The 16,219-nt window shown below is 68.1% G+C and carries 12 protein-coding genes; 8 read left to right on the top strand and 4 right to left on the bottom strand.

Annotated elements, in window-relative coordinates; genetic code table 11:
- Position 1 precedes the first annotated feature (1 nt).
- Together V7672_RS08025 and dapF are read right to left on the bottom strand one after the other, a co-directional pair.
- Positions 2–2,287 (bottom strand): NADP-dependent malic enzyme, encoded by a 2,286-nt coding sequence (locus V7672_RS08025; protein ID WP_335624074.1) that lies wholly within the window; start codon positions 2,285–2,287, stop codon positions 2–4.
- A gap of 103 nt (positions 2,288–2,390) precedes the next feature.
- On the bottom strand, positions 2,391–3,236 hold the full coding sequence (gene dapF, locus V7672_RS08030; RefSeq protein ID WP_335624075.1) for a diaminopimelate epimerase: 846 nt from the start codon (positions 3,234–3,236) through the stop codon (positions 2,391–2,393).
- 91 nt (positions 3,237–3,327) lie between these two features.
- Between dapF and V7672_RS08035 the strand changes: the two genes are divergently transcribed.
- The 6 genes from V7672_RS08035 to V7672_RS08060 all read left to right on the top strand — a co-directional run bounded on the left by V7672_RS08035 (position 3,328) and on the right by V7672_RS08060 (position 12,048).
- Positions 3,328–4,131: an ion channel gene (locus tag V7672_RS08035; RefSeq protein ID WP_335624076.1), complete on the top strand. Its 804-nt coding sequence runs from the start codon at positions 3,328–3,330 to the stop codon at positions 4,129–4,131.
- 99 nt (positions 4,132–4,230) lie between these two features.
- Entirely contained in the window at positions 4,231–6,378 is a 2,148-nt protein-coding gene (locus V7672_RS08040; protein WP_335624077.1) for a prolyl oligopeptidase family serine peptidase, read from the top strand.
- Between the two features lie 65 nt (positions 6,379–6,443).
- Positions 6,444–8,654: a prolyl oligopeptidase family serine peptidase gene (locus V7672_RS08045; protein ID WP_335624078.1), complete on the top strand. Its 2,211-nt coding sequence runs from the start codon at positions 6,444–6,446 to the stop codon at positions 8,652–8,654.
- Positions 8,655–8,725: 71 nt separating this feature from the next.
- Positions 8,726–9,481 (top strand): DUF1223 domain-containing protein, encoded by a 756-nt coding sequence (locus tag V7672_RS08050; RefSeq protein ID WP_335624079.1) that lies wholly within the window; start codon positions 8,726–8,728, stop codon positions 9,479–9,481.
- A 109-nt stretch (positions 9,482–9,590) separates the two neighbouring features.
- Positions 9,591–10,274 (top strand): hypothetical protein, encoded by a 684-nt coding sequence (locus V7672_RS08055; RefSeq protein ID WP_335624080.1) that lies wholly within the window; start codon positions 9,591–9,593, stop codon positions 10,272–10,274.
- A 58-nt stretch (positions 10,275–10,332) separates the two neighbouring features.
- A complete protein-coding gene (locus V7672_RS08060) occupies positions 10,333–12,048 on the top strand; it encodes a CHAT domain-containing protein (RefSeq protein ID WP_335624081.1) in 1,716 nt (571 codons plus the stop codon).
- A gap of 3 nt (positions 12,049–12,051) precedes the next feature.
- Here the strand turns inward: V7672_RS08060 and V7672_RS08065 are convergent, their stop codons facing one another.
- Positions 12,052–13,128: a phosphotransferase gene (locus V7672_RS08065; protein ID WP_335624082.1), complete on the bottom strand. Its 1,077-nt coding sequence runs from the start codon at positions 13,126–13,128 to the stop codon at positions 12,052–12,054.
- Positions 13,125–14,636, bottom strand: a complete 1,512-nt coding sequence (gene glpK, locus V7672_RS08070) for a glycerol kinase GlpK (RefSeq protein WP_335624083.1) — start codon at positions 14,634–14,636, stop codon at positions 13,125–13,127. Before glpK ends, V7672_RS08065 begins: the two co-directional genes overlap by 4 nt.
- Positions 14,637–14,727: 91 nt before the next feature.
- Here glpK and V7672_RS08075 point away from each other — a divergent pair, with 91 nt between their 5' ends.
- Together V7672_RS08075 and V7672_RS08080 are read left to right on the top strand one after the other, a co-directional pair.
- Positions 14,728–15,720, top strand: a complete 993-nt coding sequence (locus tag V7672_RS08075; RefSeq protein ID WP_335624084.1) for a threonine ammonia-lyase — start codon at positions 14,728–14,730, stop codon at positions 15,718–15,720.
- Complete coding sequence (locus V7672_RS08080; RefSeq protein WP_335624085.1) at positions 15,717–16,169, top strand: MaoC family dehydratase; 453 nt, start codon at positions 15,717–15,719, stop codon at positions 16,167–16,169. Before V7672_RS08075 ends, V7672_RS08080 begins: the two co-directional genes overlap by 4 nt.
- Positions 16,170–16,219 lie beyond the last annotated feature (50 nt).

Here is a 16,219-nt window from a genome sequence, read left to right on the forward strand (position 1 = left end):
CTCAGGCCTGGCCCTCGTCGCCGACGGCCTCGTCGTAGGCGGCGAAGGTGGCCGAGGCGATGATCTCACTGACCGAGGCGCCGAGGCTGACGATCTGGACCGACTTCTCAAGGCCCACCAGCAGCGGGCCGATGACCGTCGCGCCGCCGAGCGCCTGCACCAGCCGCGCCGAGATCGAGGCCGAGTGGATGCCCGGCATCACCAGCACATTGGCGTCACCCGTCAGGCGCATGAACGGATAGGCCGCGCGGGCCTCGGGATCGAGCGCCAGTTCGGCGGGCATTTCGCCCTCGTATTCGAAGTCGACGCCGATCTGGTCGAGGATGCGGATGGCCTCGCGCACCTGTTCGCTGCGGTCGCCCGGGGGGTTGCCGAAGGTCGAATAGCTGAGGAAGGCGACGCGCGGGGTACGGCCCAGTTTCTTGACCGTCGCGGCGGCCTGGATGGCGATCTCGGCCAGCTCGCGCGCGTCGGGCAGTTCGTGGATCGAGGTGTCGGCGACGAACAGGGTGCGGCCCTTGGCCAGCAGCACCGACAGGCCGATCAGCCTGTCGCGCACATCCAGCACCCGGCGCACTTCCTTGAGCACCATGTTGAAATTGCGGGTGGTGCCGGTGACGACGGCATCGGCGTCGCCGCGCGCGACCATGGTGGCGGCGAAATAGTTGCGGTCCTGATTGATCATCCGCTGGACGTCGCGGCGCAGATAACCGCGCCGCTGCAGGCGTTCGTACAGCCAGTCGGTATAGGCGTCGTTCTTTTCCGAAATGCGGGCGTTGACGATCTCGATGTCCAGATCGTCGAAATTGAGCCCGGCCTCGGCGGCGTTCTTGCGGATCAGGTCCTCGCGGCCCAGCAGGATGGGGGTGCCCAGCTCGGCCTGTTTGAAGCCCCAGGCGGCGCGGATGACGGTGGTCTCCTCACCCTCGGCGAAGACGACGCGCTTGTTCGGCGCCGCGCGCACGGCCGAGGCGATCTTCTGCATCAGGGCGGCGGACGGATCGACCCGCTGGCGCAGGGCGATGCGGTAGGCGTCCATGTCGAGGATCGGCTGGCGGGCGACGCCCGTGTCCATGGCCGCCTGGGCGACGAAGGGCGGAATGTACCAGATCAGGCGCGGATCGAACGGCGTCGGAATGATGTAGTCCGGGCCGAACTTCAGCTTGCGGCCGGAATAGGCGGCGGCCACCTCATCGGGCACATCCTCGCGCGCCAGCATCGCCAGGGCCTGGGCGCAGGCGATCTTCATCTCGTGGTTGACGGTGCGAGCCCGCACATCGAGGGCGCCGCGGAAGATGTAAGGGAAGCCCAGGACGTTGTTGACCTGGTTCACATAGTCCGACCGGCCGGTGGCCATGATGGCGTCCGAGCGCACGCTCAGCACATCCTCGGGCGTGATCTCCGGGTCGGGATTGGCCATGGCGAAGATGATCGGATTGGCCGCCATCGAGGCGACCATCTCCTTGGTGATCGCGCCCTTGGCCGACAGGCCCAGCACGACGTCGGCGCCGACCATGGCCTCGGCCAGGGTGCGGTGCGGGGTATCGGTGGCGTGGGCCGCCTTCCATTGGTCGACGTTTTCGCGGCCCTTGTAGACCACACCGTCGCGGTCGACGATGACGGTATTCTCGGCGCGAACGCCGACCGCCTTCATCAGGCCGATGGACGACAGGCCCGCCGCCCCGGCCCCCGCCAGCACCACCTTGATGTCTTCCAGCTTCTTGCCCGTGATGTGACAGGCGTTGATCAGGCCGGCGGTCGAGATGATGGCCGTGCCGTGCTGGTCGTCGTGAAACACCGGAATGTCCAGCAGGTCCTGCAGCTGGGCCTCGATCTCGAAGCATTCCGGGGACTTGATGTCCTCCAGATTGATGCCGCCCCAGGTGTCGCCGATGTTCTTGACCACGGTGACGAACTCGTCCGGATCGGTGGTCTTGACCTCGACGTCGAAGCTGTCGACGTCCGCAAACCGTTTGAACAGGACGGCCTTGCCCTCCATCACCGGCTTGGACGCCATATGGCCCAGATTGCCCAGACCCAGGATGGCGGTCCCGTTCGAGATCACGGCGACCAGATTGCCCTTGGACGTATAGTCATAGGCCCGGTCCGGATCCTCGGCGATCGCCAGCACCGGTACGGCCACGCCCGGCGAATAGGCCAGCGACAGGTCCCGCTGGGTCGCCATCGGCTTGGTCGGCGCCATGGAAATCTTGCCCGGCATGGGTTCGCGGTGGAACTCCAGCGCGTCGTCGTCGGAAAAGGTCTGCTTGTCGGTCAGGTCGGGCATGAGGTCGTTTCAGTGCGAGAGGAAGGCGGCGATCCTAGAGGGCGGGTGCCGCGCAAACAACGGCGGCGGGGCATCGATTTGACCTTGCGTCAGGTGGGACGTGTCAAATGGTGACGGTTCCGGTGCCGTCGAACGCGACCGGGCCGGTCATGAAGACATGGTCGCTGGCCTCGTCCCAGCGGATGGTCAGCGCCCCGCCCTCCAGCGTCAGGGTGGCGGACCGACCTGTCAGGCCCCGGCGGTGGGCGGCCACCAGCGCGGCGCAGGCCCCGGTGCCACAGGCCAGGGTCAGGCCCGCCCCGCGCTCCCACACCCTCAGGCGGATGTGGTCGGGCGACAGCACATGGGCAAAGCCGACATTGACCCCCTCGGGGAACAGGGGGTGATGCTCGATCAGGGAGCCTGCGCCCCGCACGAAATCGTCGTCCAGCCGGTCGGTGAAGAAGACCACATGCGGATTGCCCATCGAGACGGCGCCCGGCGTGTGGATCACGGGGGCCTCGACCGGCCCGACCTGAAGCTCGATGCCGCGGGTGTCCATCTCCTCGGCCAGCGGGATCTGATGCCAGGCCAGCCGCGGGGTGCCCATATCGACCTCGATCCGGGTGCCCTCGGCCCGGCGCGCGACGGTGGGACCGCCCAGGGTGCCGATCACGGCGCTCTCCTGTCCGGAGGCTTCCAGCAACAGCCAGCCTACACAGCGCAGCGCATTGCCACAGGTCTCGACCTTGCCGCCGTCGGCGTTCCACACCCGCATGAAGGCGGTCTCGCCCGGGTTGGTGGGCGGTTCGATGACGATCAGCTGGTCACAGCCCGGTCCGGTATCCCGCCCGCACAGGCGACGGACGGTGTCCGGCGACAGATCGAAGCCCGGCGCATCGACGCGCAGGATGATGAAGTCGTTGCCGGCTCCATTCATCTTCACATAGGGCAGGGACGTCGCGGTCATGTCCCGCCTATAGGCCAGGGGCGCGCCCCGCGCGAGCGGCCGGATGATCACGAACGGTTTGCATGCGCGACCATCCGCGCTATCTCCGGGCATGGCCTCCCCCACGAGCCCGAAAGACGACGCGCGCGGCTGGCGCATCCGGGCCCGGCTCAGGGCGCTGTATCACGGCAGCTCGCGTCAGGCCGTGCGCTTCCGCTTCACCGTCCTGATCATCGACATCGCCATCATCGCCTTTTTCATCGCGGCGCCGATCCTGAAGGGCGAAGGCTGGATCTTCTATGCCCTGGACTATGTGATTGCGGCCGTGCTGGCGGCGGACCTGATCGCGCGCGCCATGGCCTGGAGCGACATCCGGTCGTGGCTGAAGCGCCCGGTGGTATGGGCCGACCTGTTCATTCTGGCGACCCTGCTGTTTCCGGCCTGGCTGTTCAACTTCGGCTTCCTCAGGGTCATTCGCCTGTGGACGCTGATCAACTCCGACTTCTTCTGGCGGACGGTCGGCCGGAAGTATGACGACACCCACGTCGAGGATGTGATCAAGGCGTTGGCGGCGCTGGTCACCTTCATCTTCGTGGCCACGGGGTTCGTCTATACGGCCTTCGTCGGCACCCATGAGGGGCTGACCGGCTACGTCGACGCCCTCTATTTCACCGTCACCAGCCTGACCACGACCGGCTATGGCGACATCCTGCTGCCCGGCGCCTGGGGGCGGATCGTCTCGATTGTGATCATGCTGACGGGGGTGACCCTGTTCGTCCGTCTGGGCCAGACCCTGCTGCGCCCGCCCAAGATCCACTATCCCTGTCCGAACTGTGGCCTGCAGCGGCACGACCCGGATGCGGTCCACTGCAAGGCCTGCGGCGAGGGGCTGTGCATCCCCAACTATGAGCACTGACCCGTCCGCCTCATGACGAAACCGTAATGAAGCGGGTCCCGGCTTGTCGCCGCCCGCCGCCCGGTTAAGGTGCGCCACCCCCGACCGGAGATTTTGTCCATGCTTCGTCGCACCCTGACGGCCGTCGCCCTCACCCTGCCGTTGGCGCTGGCCGCCGCCCCTGTCCTAGCCCAGAGCACCGCTGACCCCTCCATGACCCCAGCCGCCGATGCCGACGATCCCTATCTGTGGCTGGAAGAGGTCGAGGGCGAGCGCGCCATGGCCTGGGTCGAAGACCAGAACACCCGTTCGCTGGGCGTCCTGACCGGTGACCCGCGCTATCAGGACCTGCACGATCAGGCACTGGCCCTGCTGGAGGCGCGCGACCGTATTCCCTCGCCCGGGTTCCGCCGCGCGGGCGGCGTCGAGAGGATCGACAATTTCTGGCAGGACGCCGACCATGTGCGGGGCATCTGGCGCACCACCACGGTCGACAGCTACGCCACCGATGATCCCCAGTGGGAAACGGTTCTGGACTTTGACGCCCTGGCCGAGGCCGAGGGCGCCAACTGGGTCTACAAGGGCGCCAGCTGCCTGCCGCCCGACGGACGGCTGTGCCTGGTCAATCTGTCCGACGGCGGCAAGGATGCCGTTACCGTGCGCGAGTTCGACCGCGAGACCGGCCAGTTCATCGAGGGCGGCATCACCCTGCCGGAATCCAAGGGCGGGGTGTCGTGGATCGACGCCGATACCCTGCTGGTGTCGCGCGACTTCGGCGAAGGCTCCCTGACCGATTCCGGCTATCCGCGCACCGTGCGCCTGATGACGCGCGGCCAGTCGGTCGAAGACGCCCCGGTGGTGTTCGAGGGCCAACAGAGCGACGTCTCGGTCAGCGGCTTCACCCTGCGCGATGCCGACGGCGTGGTGCAGGCTGTGCTGCTGAACCGCGGCATCAACTTCTATGAGAGCGAGACCTGGCTGCTGAACGCCGGCGGCACGACCCGTCAGCTGCCCCTGCCGCTCAAGGGCGGCATCACCGCCCTTGTCGATGGTCAGCTGATCGTGTCCACGGACCAGGACTGGACCGCACCCTCGGGTCAGGACTTCAAGACCGGCGATGTGCTGGCCTATGACCTTGCCGCCTGGCTGGCCGATCCGACGGTCGAGGCCCATCTGGTCATCCGCCCGGGCCCGCGCGAGTCGATCGAGGGCATCACCTCGACCCGCAACCGTCTGGTCGTCGCCCTGTTCGAGAACGTCCGCGGCGCCGTCTATGTCTATGACCCCTCGGACTGGAGCCGCACGCGCCTGGACCTGCCCGAGAACGTCACCGTTGGCGTGGGCTCCAGCTCCAGCCTTGATGACCGGGTGTTCGTCAGCGTCGCCGGCTATCTGAACCCGCAATCCCTGTGGCTGTTCGACGCCGCGACCGGCGAGGGCGAGGTGGTCAAATCCCTGCCGGCCAAGTTCAATGCCGACGGCCTTGAGGTCCGCCAGTTCGAGGCGGTGTCCGCCGACGGCACCCGCATCCCCTATTTCGTCGTGGGCCGGTCGGACATGCCGATGGACGGCTCCAACCCGACCCTGCTGTACGGCTATGGCGGCTTCCAGGTGTCGATGCTGCCCGGCTATTCGGCCACGGTCGGCAAGCTGTGGCTGGAGCGCGGCGGCGTCTATGTCGTCGCCAATACCCGCGGTGGCGGCGAGTTCGGCCCCACCTGGCACCAGTCGGCCCAGGGCGTGAACCGCCAGCGCGCCCATGAGGACTTCCAGGCCGTGGCGCTCGACCTGATCGACCGCGGCATCACCAGCCAGCCCCACCTCGGCATCATGGGCGGCAGCCAGGGCGGCCTGTTCATGGGGGCGATGCTGACCCAGCGCCCGGACCTGATCAACGCCGCCGTCATCCAGGTGCCCCTGTTCGACATGCTGCGCTTCCACAAGCTGCTGGCCGGGGCCTCGTGGATCGCCGAATACGGCAATCCGGACATTCCGGAAGAGCGCGATTGGATCGCCGCCTATTCCCCCTATCAGAACCTGCGCGCGGGCCAGCCCTATCCGGAGGTCTTCATCCACACCTCGACCAAGGACGACCGCGTCCACCCGGGCCATGCGCGCAAGGCCGCCGCCCGCATGCAGGAGCTGGGCTATGACGTCCTGTTCTACGAGAACACCGACGGGGGCCACGCCGCCGGCGCCAATCTGCGCGAGACCGCCCGGCGTCTGGCGCTCGAATACACCTATCTGACCCGCCGCCTGATGGACTGAAAAGCCCGATCCTCCCCCGTGAAGCTTGCGAAACGGGGGAGGATCAAGAAACCGGAGTTTGCATAATGCGTCGCCTGATCCTGTCCGCCGCCATTCCGGCCCTGATGCTGGGCGCCTGCAGCACAATGCCCGGGGCGCAGGACCCGACCGAGGCCTCCGTGCCGGTCTCACAGGCGTCCATGCCGAACTTTCCGGCAGACCTGACGCCGGCGGGCGTGGCGGCGGCGGATGATCATCTGGCGCTGGAAGCGGTCGACGGGGCCGAGGGCATGGCCTTCGTCGCCCGCTCAAACGAACGGGCGCTGGCGACGCTGGAGGGCGACCCCCGCTATGAGCCGTTCCGCCAGCAGGCCGAGGCGATCCTGACCGCGACGGACCGGATCCCCGCCCCGTCCTTCCTCGGCGACGGCATCGGCAATTTCTGGCAGGACGCGACCAATCCCAAGGGCATCTGGCGGCGGACGACGCTGGAGTCCTATGCCTCGGGGAATACGCAGTGGGAGACCCTGCTCGACATCGACGCCCTGGCCCGCGCCGAGGGCAAGGACTGGGTGTTCAAGGGCGCCAGCTGCCTGCCGCCCGCCGAGACCCGCTGCCTGGTCAACCTGTCCGACGGCGGCAAGGATGCCGTGGTGGTGCGTGAGTTCGACCTGACCACCAGGGCCTTCGTGGACGGTGGTTTCGTCCTGCCCGAGGGCAAGCACCGGATCAGCTGGCTGGACGCCGGCACCCTGCTGGTCGCCACCGATTTCGGGCCCGGCACCCTGACCGAGAGCGGCTATCCCTATATCGTCAAGACGCTGAAGCGCGGCCAGACCCTGGCCGAGGCGACCGAGGTCTATCGCGGCGAGGCGGGCGACGGCGGCTATGGGGTCAGCGCCTCGGTCTTCCGCGACAAGCACGGCGTAGTGGAGGCGGTGATTATCTCTCGCCCGCTCGACACCTTCCGCTCTGAGACATGGGAGCTGGTGGACGGCACTCCGGTGCGGTTGGACCTCCCGGCGCGGCTGACGATCTTTGGCGTGACCCATGGCTCTCTCATTTTTTCCAATGATGACCCCTGGACATTTATGGGCGAGGAGTTGCAGGCCGGGTCGCTTCTTTCGCCCTGCCTAGCTTGCCTTCGACCCGAACGAGATGGTCTCGCGTCCATACCTTCTCGAGAGTGGACCATCTTCTCACCGAGTTCGCGACAATCGATCGCGGACGTTCGGGTTCTCGACGACCGCGTCCTTGTTGCGATCTCGGATAATGTCGCGGGACGGCTGGCCGTCTTTGTTGACGGCGGTCACAGGGCCAGCTGGTTGCGGACCGATATCGTCACGCCAGACAACGTCAATGTCTCCCTCGGCGATTCGTCGAAATCGCGCGGCGAGGCCTTCGTCTCAACCCAAGGTTTCCTCACTTCCCCGACCCTGAGCCTCGCCGACACCGGCGCGGCCCGGCTCACCGAGCTCCGTTCCGCCCCGCCCAAGTTCGATGCCTCGACCCACCGGGTGGAGCAGTATGAGGCCACCTCCGCCGACGGGACGAAAATCCCCTATTTCGTGGTCATGCCGCGTGACCTCGCCATGGACGGTACCGCGCCCACCATCCTGTTCGGCTATGGCGGCTTCCAGATCAGCTTCCCACCCGCCTACAAGCCCGAGATGGGCAAGCTGTGGCTCGAGAACGGCGGCGTCTTCGTCCAGGCCAACATCCGCGGCGGCGGCGAGTTCGGCCCGGGCTGGCATCAGGCGGCCCTCAACGAAAACCGCCAGCGCGCCTTTGATGACTTCGCCGCCGTGGCCGAGGATCTGATTGCGCGCGGCATCACCTCGCCCCGCCATCTGGGCATCTACGGCCGGTCGAACGGCGGAGTGCTGACCAGTGTGTCGATCACTCAGCGGCCCGAGCTGTTCAATGCGGCGGTTATCGAAAGCCCGCTGATCGACATGCTGCGCTATCACGAGCTGCCCGCCGGGGCCTCGTGGATCGGCGAATATGGCGACCCACGCATTCCGGAAGAGGCCGCCTGGATCGCGGAATACTCGGCCTATCAGCGGCTCAGCCCCGAGGTCGACTATCCGCGCGTCTACATCACCACCAACACCCGCGATGACCGGGTCCACCCCGGCCATGCCCGCAAATTCGCGGCCCGGCTGGAGGCGCAGGGTCACGATCACCTCTATTTCGAGGACACGGCCGGCGGGCATTCGAACGACGCCGACCCGGTCGCCAACGCCCGGCGCTGGGCCCGGCACTATGTCTATCTGGCCCAGCAGCTGATGGACTGACGGCGGCTTCACACGCCCCTCACGCGAAAATGAGGGGCGCGTGAGAGGCGGAGCGGCTAGGAGTCTGACCCATGATATTTCGGGGCTGGACACGATTGGGGATCGCGGGGGCTGTAGGCGCCTGCCTGTTCGCCGCTGTGGGCACCTCGGCGCAGACCGTGCGTCGCGTGGCCCAGTCCGACGTCACCGTTCGGTCCGTGCCCGTGGTGGTCGAGCTGTTTACCGCCCAGGGCTGTGGCGGCTGTCCGGAAGCCAACCAACGCGTCGAGACCCTGGCCGACCGGCCGGGCGTGATCGTGCTGACCTATCCGGTCGACTACTGGGACTACACCGGCTGGACCGACACCCTGGCCCAGCCCGAATTCTCCGCCCGCCAGCAGGAATACCGCCAGGCGCTGCGCCTGAGGGCCGTGGCCACCCCGCAGGTCATTCTGGACGGCTATCGCACCGTGGCCCCGCGCGACGAGGACACCCTGGGGCTGGCCGTGGACGAGGAGTCCGCCCGCAATCTGTGGGGTCCCGAGATCGAGTTCCGCGAGACCGGCGACCGGGTCGGCATCGGCTCGGGCCGGGTCGCTGCGGAGGGGGCCGAGGTGCTGGCCGTGGTCTTCCGTCCGGGCCCCGTTTTGGTGCGGGTTGAAAGTGGCGACAACCGGGGCCGGGTGGTGCGCCATACCAATGTGGTGCAGTCGATCCACCCCATCGGCGAATGGACGGGGCGGTCGATCCTGCTGTCCCTGCCCGACGACATCGAGGACGGCGACCGCATCGCCGTGCTGATCCAGTCGCGCGACGATCGCCACATTCTGGGTGCCGCCGTTCGCTGACCGGCGAAAGGCCCTTTGCGGTCGCCATCACATTCAGTCAGTATTCGACCGGCCGGGGGGCTGGCAGGCTGTCGCGACGCGCAGTCTGGCGCGAGGCAGGGGAAGACACATGGGGCAGGGCGCACAGCAAACAGCAACGGGTCGGGTCTGGACCGCGGGTGTCGGCCTGGTCGCTGCCCTGCTGGTCGTGGCCTGCGCCGGGCTCGGTCGGGCGCAGGATCCCGGGACCGCCACCCTGCCGCCCGAAGCGGCCGGCATTTCGCAGCTGGTGACCGCCGCCGGCCTGGCCGACTGGGGACGGGCGAACGAGGATCCGGGGGCCCTGATCATGGCAGCCCGGATTGTCGGCGAGGTGCCGTTGCGCAATCAGGGGGATCAGCCCCCGGTACTGACCTTCGAGGGCCTGCTGGATGAGGCCGAGGTCATGGCGGCCGGTCATCCCGCCTATCTGGCCGCGATCGAACAGGTGCGCGGACAGGGGGTGCGGGGCGTGGTCTCCTCGCCCTTCGGCAATGGTCCGATTGCGACGGTCAAGGATGTCCGGGCGCGCGAGACCTTCGGCTTCGAGGTCGATGCCCGGGGCGGGGAAATCCTGCGGATCGCCGCCATCGGCGACGGCGACACCAATATCGATCTGGTCATCCGCGACGCCGAGGGGCGGCTGCTGTGTCAGGACGGGTTCGGCGACCACTATCCCGTCTGCACTTTGATGCCCCGCATCGCCGGCAAGGTGCGGGTCAGCGTGGTCAACCGCGGCGAGATCTGGACCAAGGTCCAGATCCTCAGCAACTGAGGACAGAATGAGGGCTTGGGCGCGAGGGGGACTCCGGGGATGGCCGCTGCTGGGGCTCATGGCCGCGCTGGTGCTGGCCCTTGCCATCGGCGGGCATGTGGGAGCCCGCCCGGGCGTCGCCCTGCAACAGGACCCGGACACGCCTGAATCCCTGCGCGCTGAAGCGTTTGAAGCCGCCCAGTGGGCCATTGTTTCGGATGCGGCCGACGCGCTGGCCAAGGTCTCGGCCCGGTTTGCCGAGGGCGACGACGCGCTCGGTCTGCTGGCCGAGCGGCGCGAACGACTGATCCAGCGCCGGGATGCCCTGGAGCGTGAGGTCGAGAGCCTCTATGCCCAGGATACGGACTCCGCTCGCGAACGCCGCCGCATCATGGGCCGCACCTATGAGCAGACCCTGGCCGAGCTGGCCGAGGTCGATGCCCGGATCGAGGCCGAGTTTCCCGCCTTTGCCGAACTGACCAGCCCGCGCGCCCTGACGGTCGTCGAGACGCAAGCCTTGCTGAACCCGGACGAGGCCCTGCTGCTGGTCTTCGTCAATCCGGAGGCGACCTATGTCTGGGGCGTGACTTCGGACCGGGTCGAGTGGGCGCGGGCCGCCGATCTCGGCGAGGAAGCCCTGGCCCTGTCCGTGGCCCGGCTTCGGGCGTCGCTGACCACGGCCGGCGCGCGGGCCGATCCGACGCTGGACCCGGCCCTGTTCGCCGGCCGTCCGGTCCGGGCCTATGACCGGGCCGAGGCCCATCGCCTCTATCAGGCGCTGGTCCAGCCGGTAGAATCCGCCTTCGAGGGGCGGACCACCCTGATCACCGTGGTCAGCGGCCCCCTGACCACCCTGCCATTGGCGGCCTTGGTGACGGCCCCGCCCGTGGGCGAAGACACGGCACCCGAAGCACTGGTGACCACGGAATGGCTGATCGATCGCTATGCGCTCGCCACCCTGCCGTCAGTGTCCAGCCTCAAGGCCCTGCGCTGTCATCTGGCGACGAACAGCGACCGGCACCCTGGGTGTCCGGCGCCGCTGACCTTGGGACACGCGGAACCGGTTGCGGCTGCGGGTGACCGCCTGCCCCTGATCGCCTTTGGTGCGCCGGTGCTGACCGGATCGCCGATGCCCGGTGCCCGGGGCGCGCCGGATGCGGACGGCATTCTGGGGCCGGGCCGGCTGGCCGATGTGGAAAAACTGCGCGCCCTGCCCGATCTTCCGGGCGCGCGGGCCGAGCTGACGGCGCTGGGCCAGATCTATCCGAAGGGCGTGGTCCGCATCGGCGCGGCCGCGACCGAAACGGCCGTGCGTCAGACCGATACCGACCTGCTGGCCGAGGCGCGCTTCGTCGTCTTTTCGACCCATGGGCTGATGGCCGGCGCCAGCTTCGCCGAGCCGGGACTGGTCATGACCCCGCCTGCGGAGGCGACCGCCGAGGACGACGGCTACCTGACCGCATCGGAAGCGGCCGGTCTGCGCCTGAATGCCGACTTCGTCGTCCTGTCGGCCTGCAACACGGCGGCCTCCGACGGCCGGCCGGGGGGCGAGGGGCTGTCCGGTCTGGCGCGGGCCTTCTTCTATGCCGGGGCGCGCTCGCTTCTGGTCTCGCACTGGGAGGTCTCGGATCAGGCGACCACCGCCCTTATCACCGGCACCTTTGCCGGGCTGGACCGGACGCCCGGAAACCGCGCCGTCGCCCTGCAGGGCGCCATGCGCGAGGTGCGCGCCGACCGTCGCTGGCAGCATCCGGCCTATTGGGCGGCCTTCACCCTGGTGGGTACCCCCAGCTAGGCGTCAGGCGCCCGCCTTCCTGGCAAAGCTCCAGGCGGCGTCCGACAGCGGCCCGACCTGGGCGGCCATGGTCCGGGCGTGGCTGCTGGCGGCGGTGCCGTCGCGCACCCGCCCGGCGATGCCCTGACAGATGGCGGCCAGCCGGAACAGATTATAGGCGAACAGCCAGTCGAGATTGTCGGGCCCCGCGGTTCCGGTCTTTTCGGCATAGCGCGCAACCGTATCCTCGACCGAGGGAATGCCCAGCGCCTCCAGATCCGCTCCGGCCAGACCGTTTCTCAGGGTCGCCGGAATCACCCAGGCGATCAGCAGATAGGAAAAGTCCGCCATCGGGTCGCCCAGCGTCGACAGCTCCCAGTCCAGCACGGCCCGCACCTCGGCCCGGTCCGGCGCCAGGATCATATTGTCGAGGCGGAAGTCGCCGTGCACGATCCGCGTCGGCCCATCTGCCGGGAGGCTTTCGGGCAGGAAGGCGATCAGCCGGTCCATGGCCTCGATCGTGTCGATCTCGGACGCCTGATACTGTTTGGTCCAGCGGCCGACCTGACGGGCGAAATAGTTGCCGGGCTTGCCATAGTCGGACAGGCCGATGGCGTCCGGGTCGAACCGGTGCAGGGCCGCAAGCGTATCCGTCTGGGCCCCATAGATGGCACGGCGCTCGGAGGGCGACAGACCGGGCAGTTTAAGGTCCCAGAACACCCGACCCTCGACCTTGTCCATGACATAGAACATCGAGCCGATGACGGCATCATCCGTACACAGAGTATAAGGTCGGGCGACGGGGAAGCCCTGTGCATGAAGCGCCGAAATCACCTGAAACTCGCGATCAACCGCATGGGCGCTGGGCAGCAGCACGCCCGGCGGCTTGCGCCGCAGCACATAGGTCTTGCCGGGGGTGGCCAGTTCATAGGTGGGGTTCGACTGCCCGCCCTTGAATTGGCGGATCGTCAGGGGCCCCTCATAGCCCTCGACGTTCTCAGCCAGCCAGGCCTCCAGCGTGGCCGCGTCCAGGGCATGGCGAGGATCGACCTCGCGCGTGCCGGAAAAGGCGGACTGGGGGTCGAGGGAAACGTCGGTCATGTGGGGTCCGTCTGTGAAGAAGTCGGTGCGGCGGCGGCGAGAGTGGCGCGGACGGCGGCCTTCCAGCCGGCCAGCAACCGGGTGCGGGTGGCGGCATCCATCCGGGGCGTCCGGACGGCGGGGGTCTCGGCCGGAGCGATGTCCAGCCGGTCGATCAACCCGACGCCCAGGGCGGCCAGCTTGGCGGCCCCCAGGGCGGTCATCTCCTGAAAGGCCGGGCGCTCGACCTCGACCTCGCAGATGTCGGCCACGAACTGCATGGCCAGCGCATTGGCCGTCACCCCGCCATCGACGCGCAGGCGCTTGAGCCGGGGCGCGCCGTCGGCGGCCAAAGCATCCAGCAGGTCGCGGGTCTGATAGGCCAGACTTTCCAGCGCGGCCCGCACCAGATGGGCCGGGCCACTGTCGCGCGTCAGGCCGGTGATGGTGCCGCGAGCCTCCGGCGACCACCAGGGCGCGCCCAGGCCGGTAAAACCCGGCACCAGATAGACCCCGCCATTGTCCGGCAGGCTCTGGGCCATGGCCTCGGACTGGCGAGACTGGCTGATCACCCCCAGCCCGTCGCGCAGCCACTGGATCGCCGACCCCGCCGAGAAGATCGAGCCCTCCAGGGCATAGGCAGTTTGTCCGTTCACGGAATAAGCCAGTGTCCCGAGTAACCGGTTGGTCGAAATCACGGGCTCCGCGCCCACATTGGCGACCAGAAAGGCCCCGGTGCCATAGGTGATCTTGGCCTCGCCCGGCTGGATCGCGCCATGGCCGACCAGCGCTGCCTGTTGATCGCCCGCCGCGCCATGGATCGGCACCGCCCGCCCGAACAGGGCCGGGTCGCAATCGCCCAGACGGTCGGCACAGCCCCGAATCTCGGGCAGGGCGGCCATCGGCACCCGGAACAGGTCGGCCAGATCCGGCTGCCAGTTCAGGCTCTTGAGGTCCATCAGACTGGTCCGCGCCGCATTGGTGGCGTCGGTGACGTGCACCCGTCCCCCCGTCAGCTTCCAGACAAGCCAGCTTTCGATGGTGCCCAGCTTCACCTCGCCCGCCTCGGCCCGCTCGCGGCTGCCGGGCACCGCATCCAGCAGCCAGGCGTATTTGGAGGCCGAGAAATAGGGATCGAGGATCAGGCCTGTGCGCGCCTGTACCTCCGGCTCATGCCCCTCCTTGACCAGCGCCGTGGTGACGTCGGCCGTGCGCCGGTCCTGCCAGACGATGGCGTGATGCAGTGGCTCGCCCGTTCCCGCATCCCACAGGACCGCTGTCTCGCGCTGATTGGTGATGCCGATGGCCGCAAAGCGGTCGATGCCTCCGGCCTTGCGGATCACCTCGCGACAGGTCTGCAGGGTCGCGGTCCAGATTTCGCCGGCATCATGCTCGACCCAGCCGGGCTTGGGGAAATGCTGCTGCAGTTCGATCTGGCTGACGGCCGCCGCCGAAAAGGCCCCGGCCTCCGACACCTCAAAGGCGATAGCCCGGGTCGAGGTCGTGCCCTGGTCGATGGAAAGGATCATCCGACTCATGGGGGATTAGTGACGACGGACGCCGGGCGAGGCAAGCGCAATGCCCCTCGCCACGCGCCCGCCGGCCGCGCTAAATGCGACCATGACCCACACAGCCTCCTTCTCCGGTGTCCTCGATGCCGCCCGCCAGATTGCCGGTGCCGCGGTCCGTACCCCCCTGATCGAAAGCCCCGCGCTGAACGACCGTCTGGGCGGCCGGGTGCTGATCAAGGCCGAAACCTTGCAGGTCGCGGGCGCCTTCAAATTCCGCGGGGCCTGGAATCGGATCAGTCGCCTGACCGAGGAAGAAAAGGCGCGCGGCGTGGTCGCCTATTCCTCCGGCAATCATGCCCAGGCCGTGGCCGCCGCCGCCCGCCGCATGGGCATCCCGGCCGTCATCGTCATGCCCGCCGACAGCCCCCGGGTGAAGGTCGAGGGCGTCATCGCCTTCGGCGGCGAGGTCCGCTCCTATGACCGCTGGACCGAATCGCGCGAGGCCATCGGCGAGGAGATCGCCCGCACACGCGGCAGCGTGCTGGTGCGCCCGTTCGACGACCCCTTCATCATCGAGGGCCAGGGCACAACCGGGCTGGAAATCCTCGAACAGGCCGATGCGCCCATCGACCAGCTGCTGTGCGGGGCCTCGGGCGGGGGGCTGATCGCCGGCATCAACCTGGCCTTCGCCGAGCGGTCGGCCGCAACCCGGGTCTTCGCGGTCGAGCCTGCTGCCTATGACGACACCCGCCGCTCGCTGGAGGCCGGCGAGCGCGTGACCTTCCCGCCGGGGGCCGCGCCCTCGATCTGCGATGCCCTGATGAGCGACCGGCCCGGCGAACTGACCTTCCCCATCAATCAGCGGCTGGCCGGCGCTCTGACCGTCACCGATGCGGAGGTGGCCGAGGCGGTCCGCTATGCCTTCCGCACCCTGAAACTGGTGGTCGAGCCGGGCGGGGCGGTGTCGCTGGCGGCGCTTCTGGCGGGCAAGGTCGAGGCGGCGGGCCGCACCACGGCGATCGTTCTCTCGGGCGGAAACATTGACCCCGCCCTGTTTGCCGCCATCATCGAGGATCATTTCACCCCCGGAGCCCCCGCATGACCAAGCCCGACGATCTGCAATCCCTGATCGGCACCGAAGTGGGGGTCTCCCGCTGGATCGAGGTCGACCAGGCCCGCATCGACGCCTTTGCGAAGATCACCGAGGACGAACAGTTCATCCACGTCGACCCCGAGGCGGCCAAGGCCACCCCGTTCGGCGGCACGATTGCGCATGGGTTTCTGACCCTCAGCCTCGCCTCGGCCATGAGCTATGACGCGGTCGCCCCGCTGGAGGGCGTGGTGATGGGCGTCAACTACGGCTTCGACAAGCTGCGCTTCCTCGCCCCCGTCCCTGCGGGCTCCAGGATCCGGGGCCGGTTCAAGCTGCTGTCGGCCGAGGACAAGGGCGGTGGCCGCTGGCTTCTGAAGCACGAGCTGACTGTCGAGATCGAGGGCGGCGATAAACCGGCCCTCATCGCCGAATGGCTGGGTATGCAGGTCGTTGGCTGAGATCAGGGCTCGCGGTGTCAAAAGGCTCCGGGTCCTTCTCCGATCCGTAG

This window comes from Brevundimonas sp., from assembly GCF_036963785.1.
Classification (GTDB): domain Bacteria; phylum Pseudomonadota; class Alphaproteobacteria; order Caulobacterales; family Caulobacteraceae; genus Brevundimonas.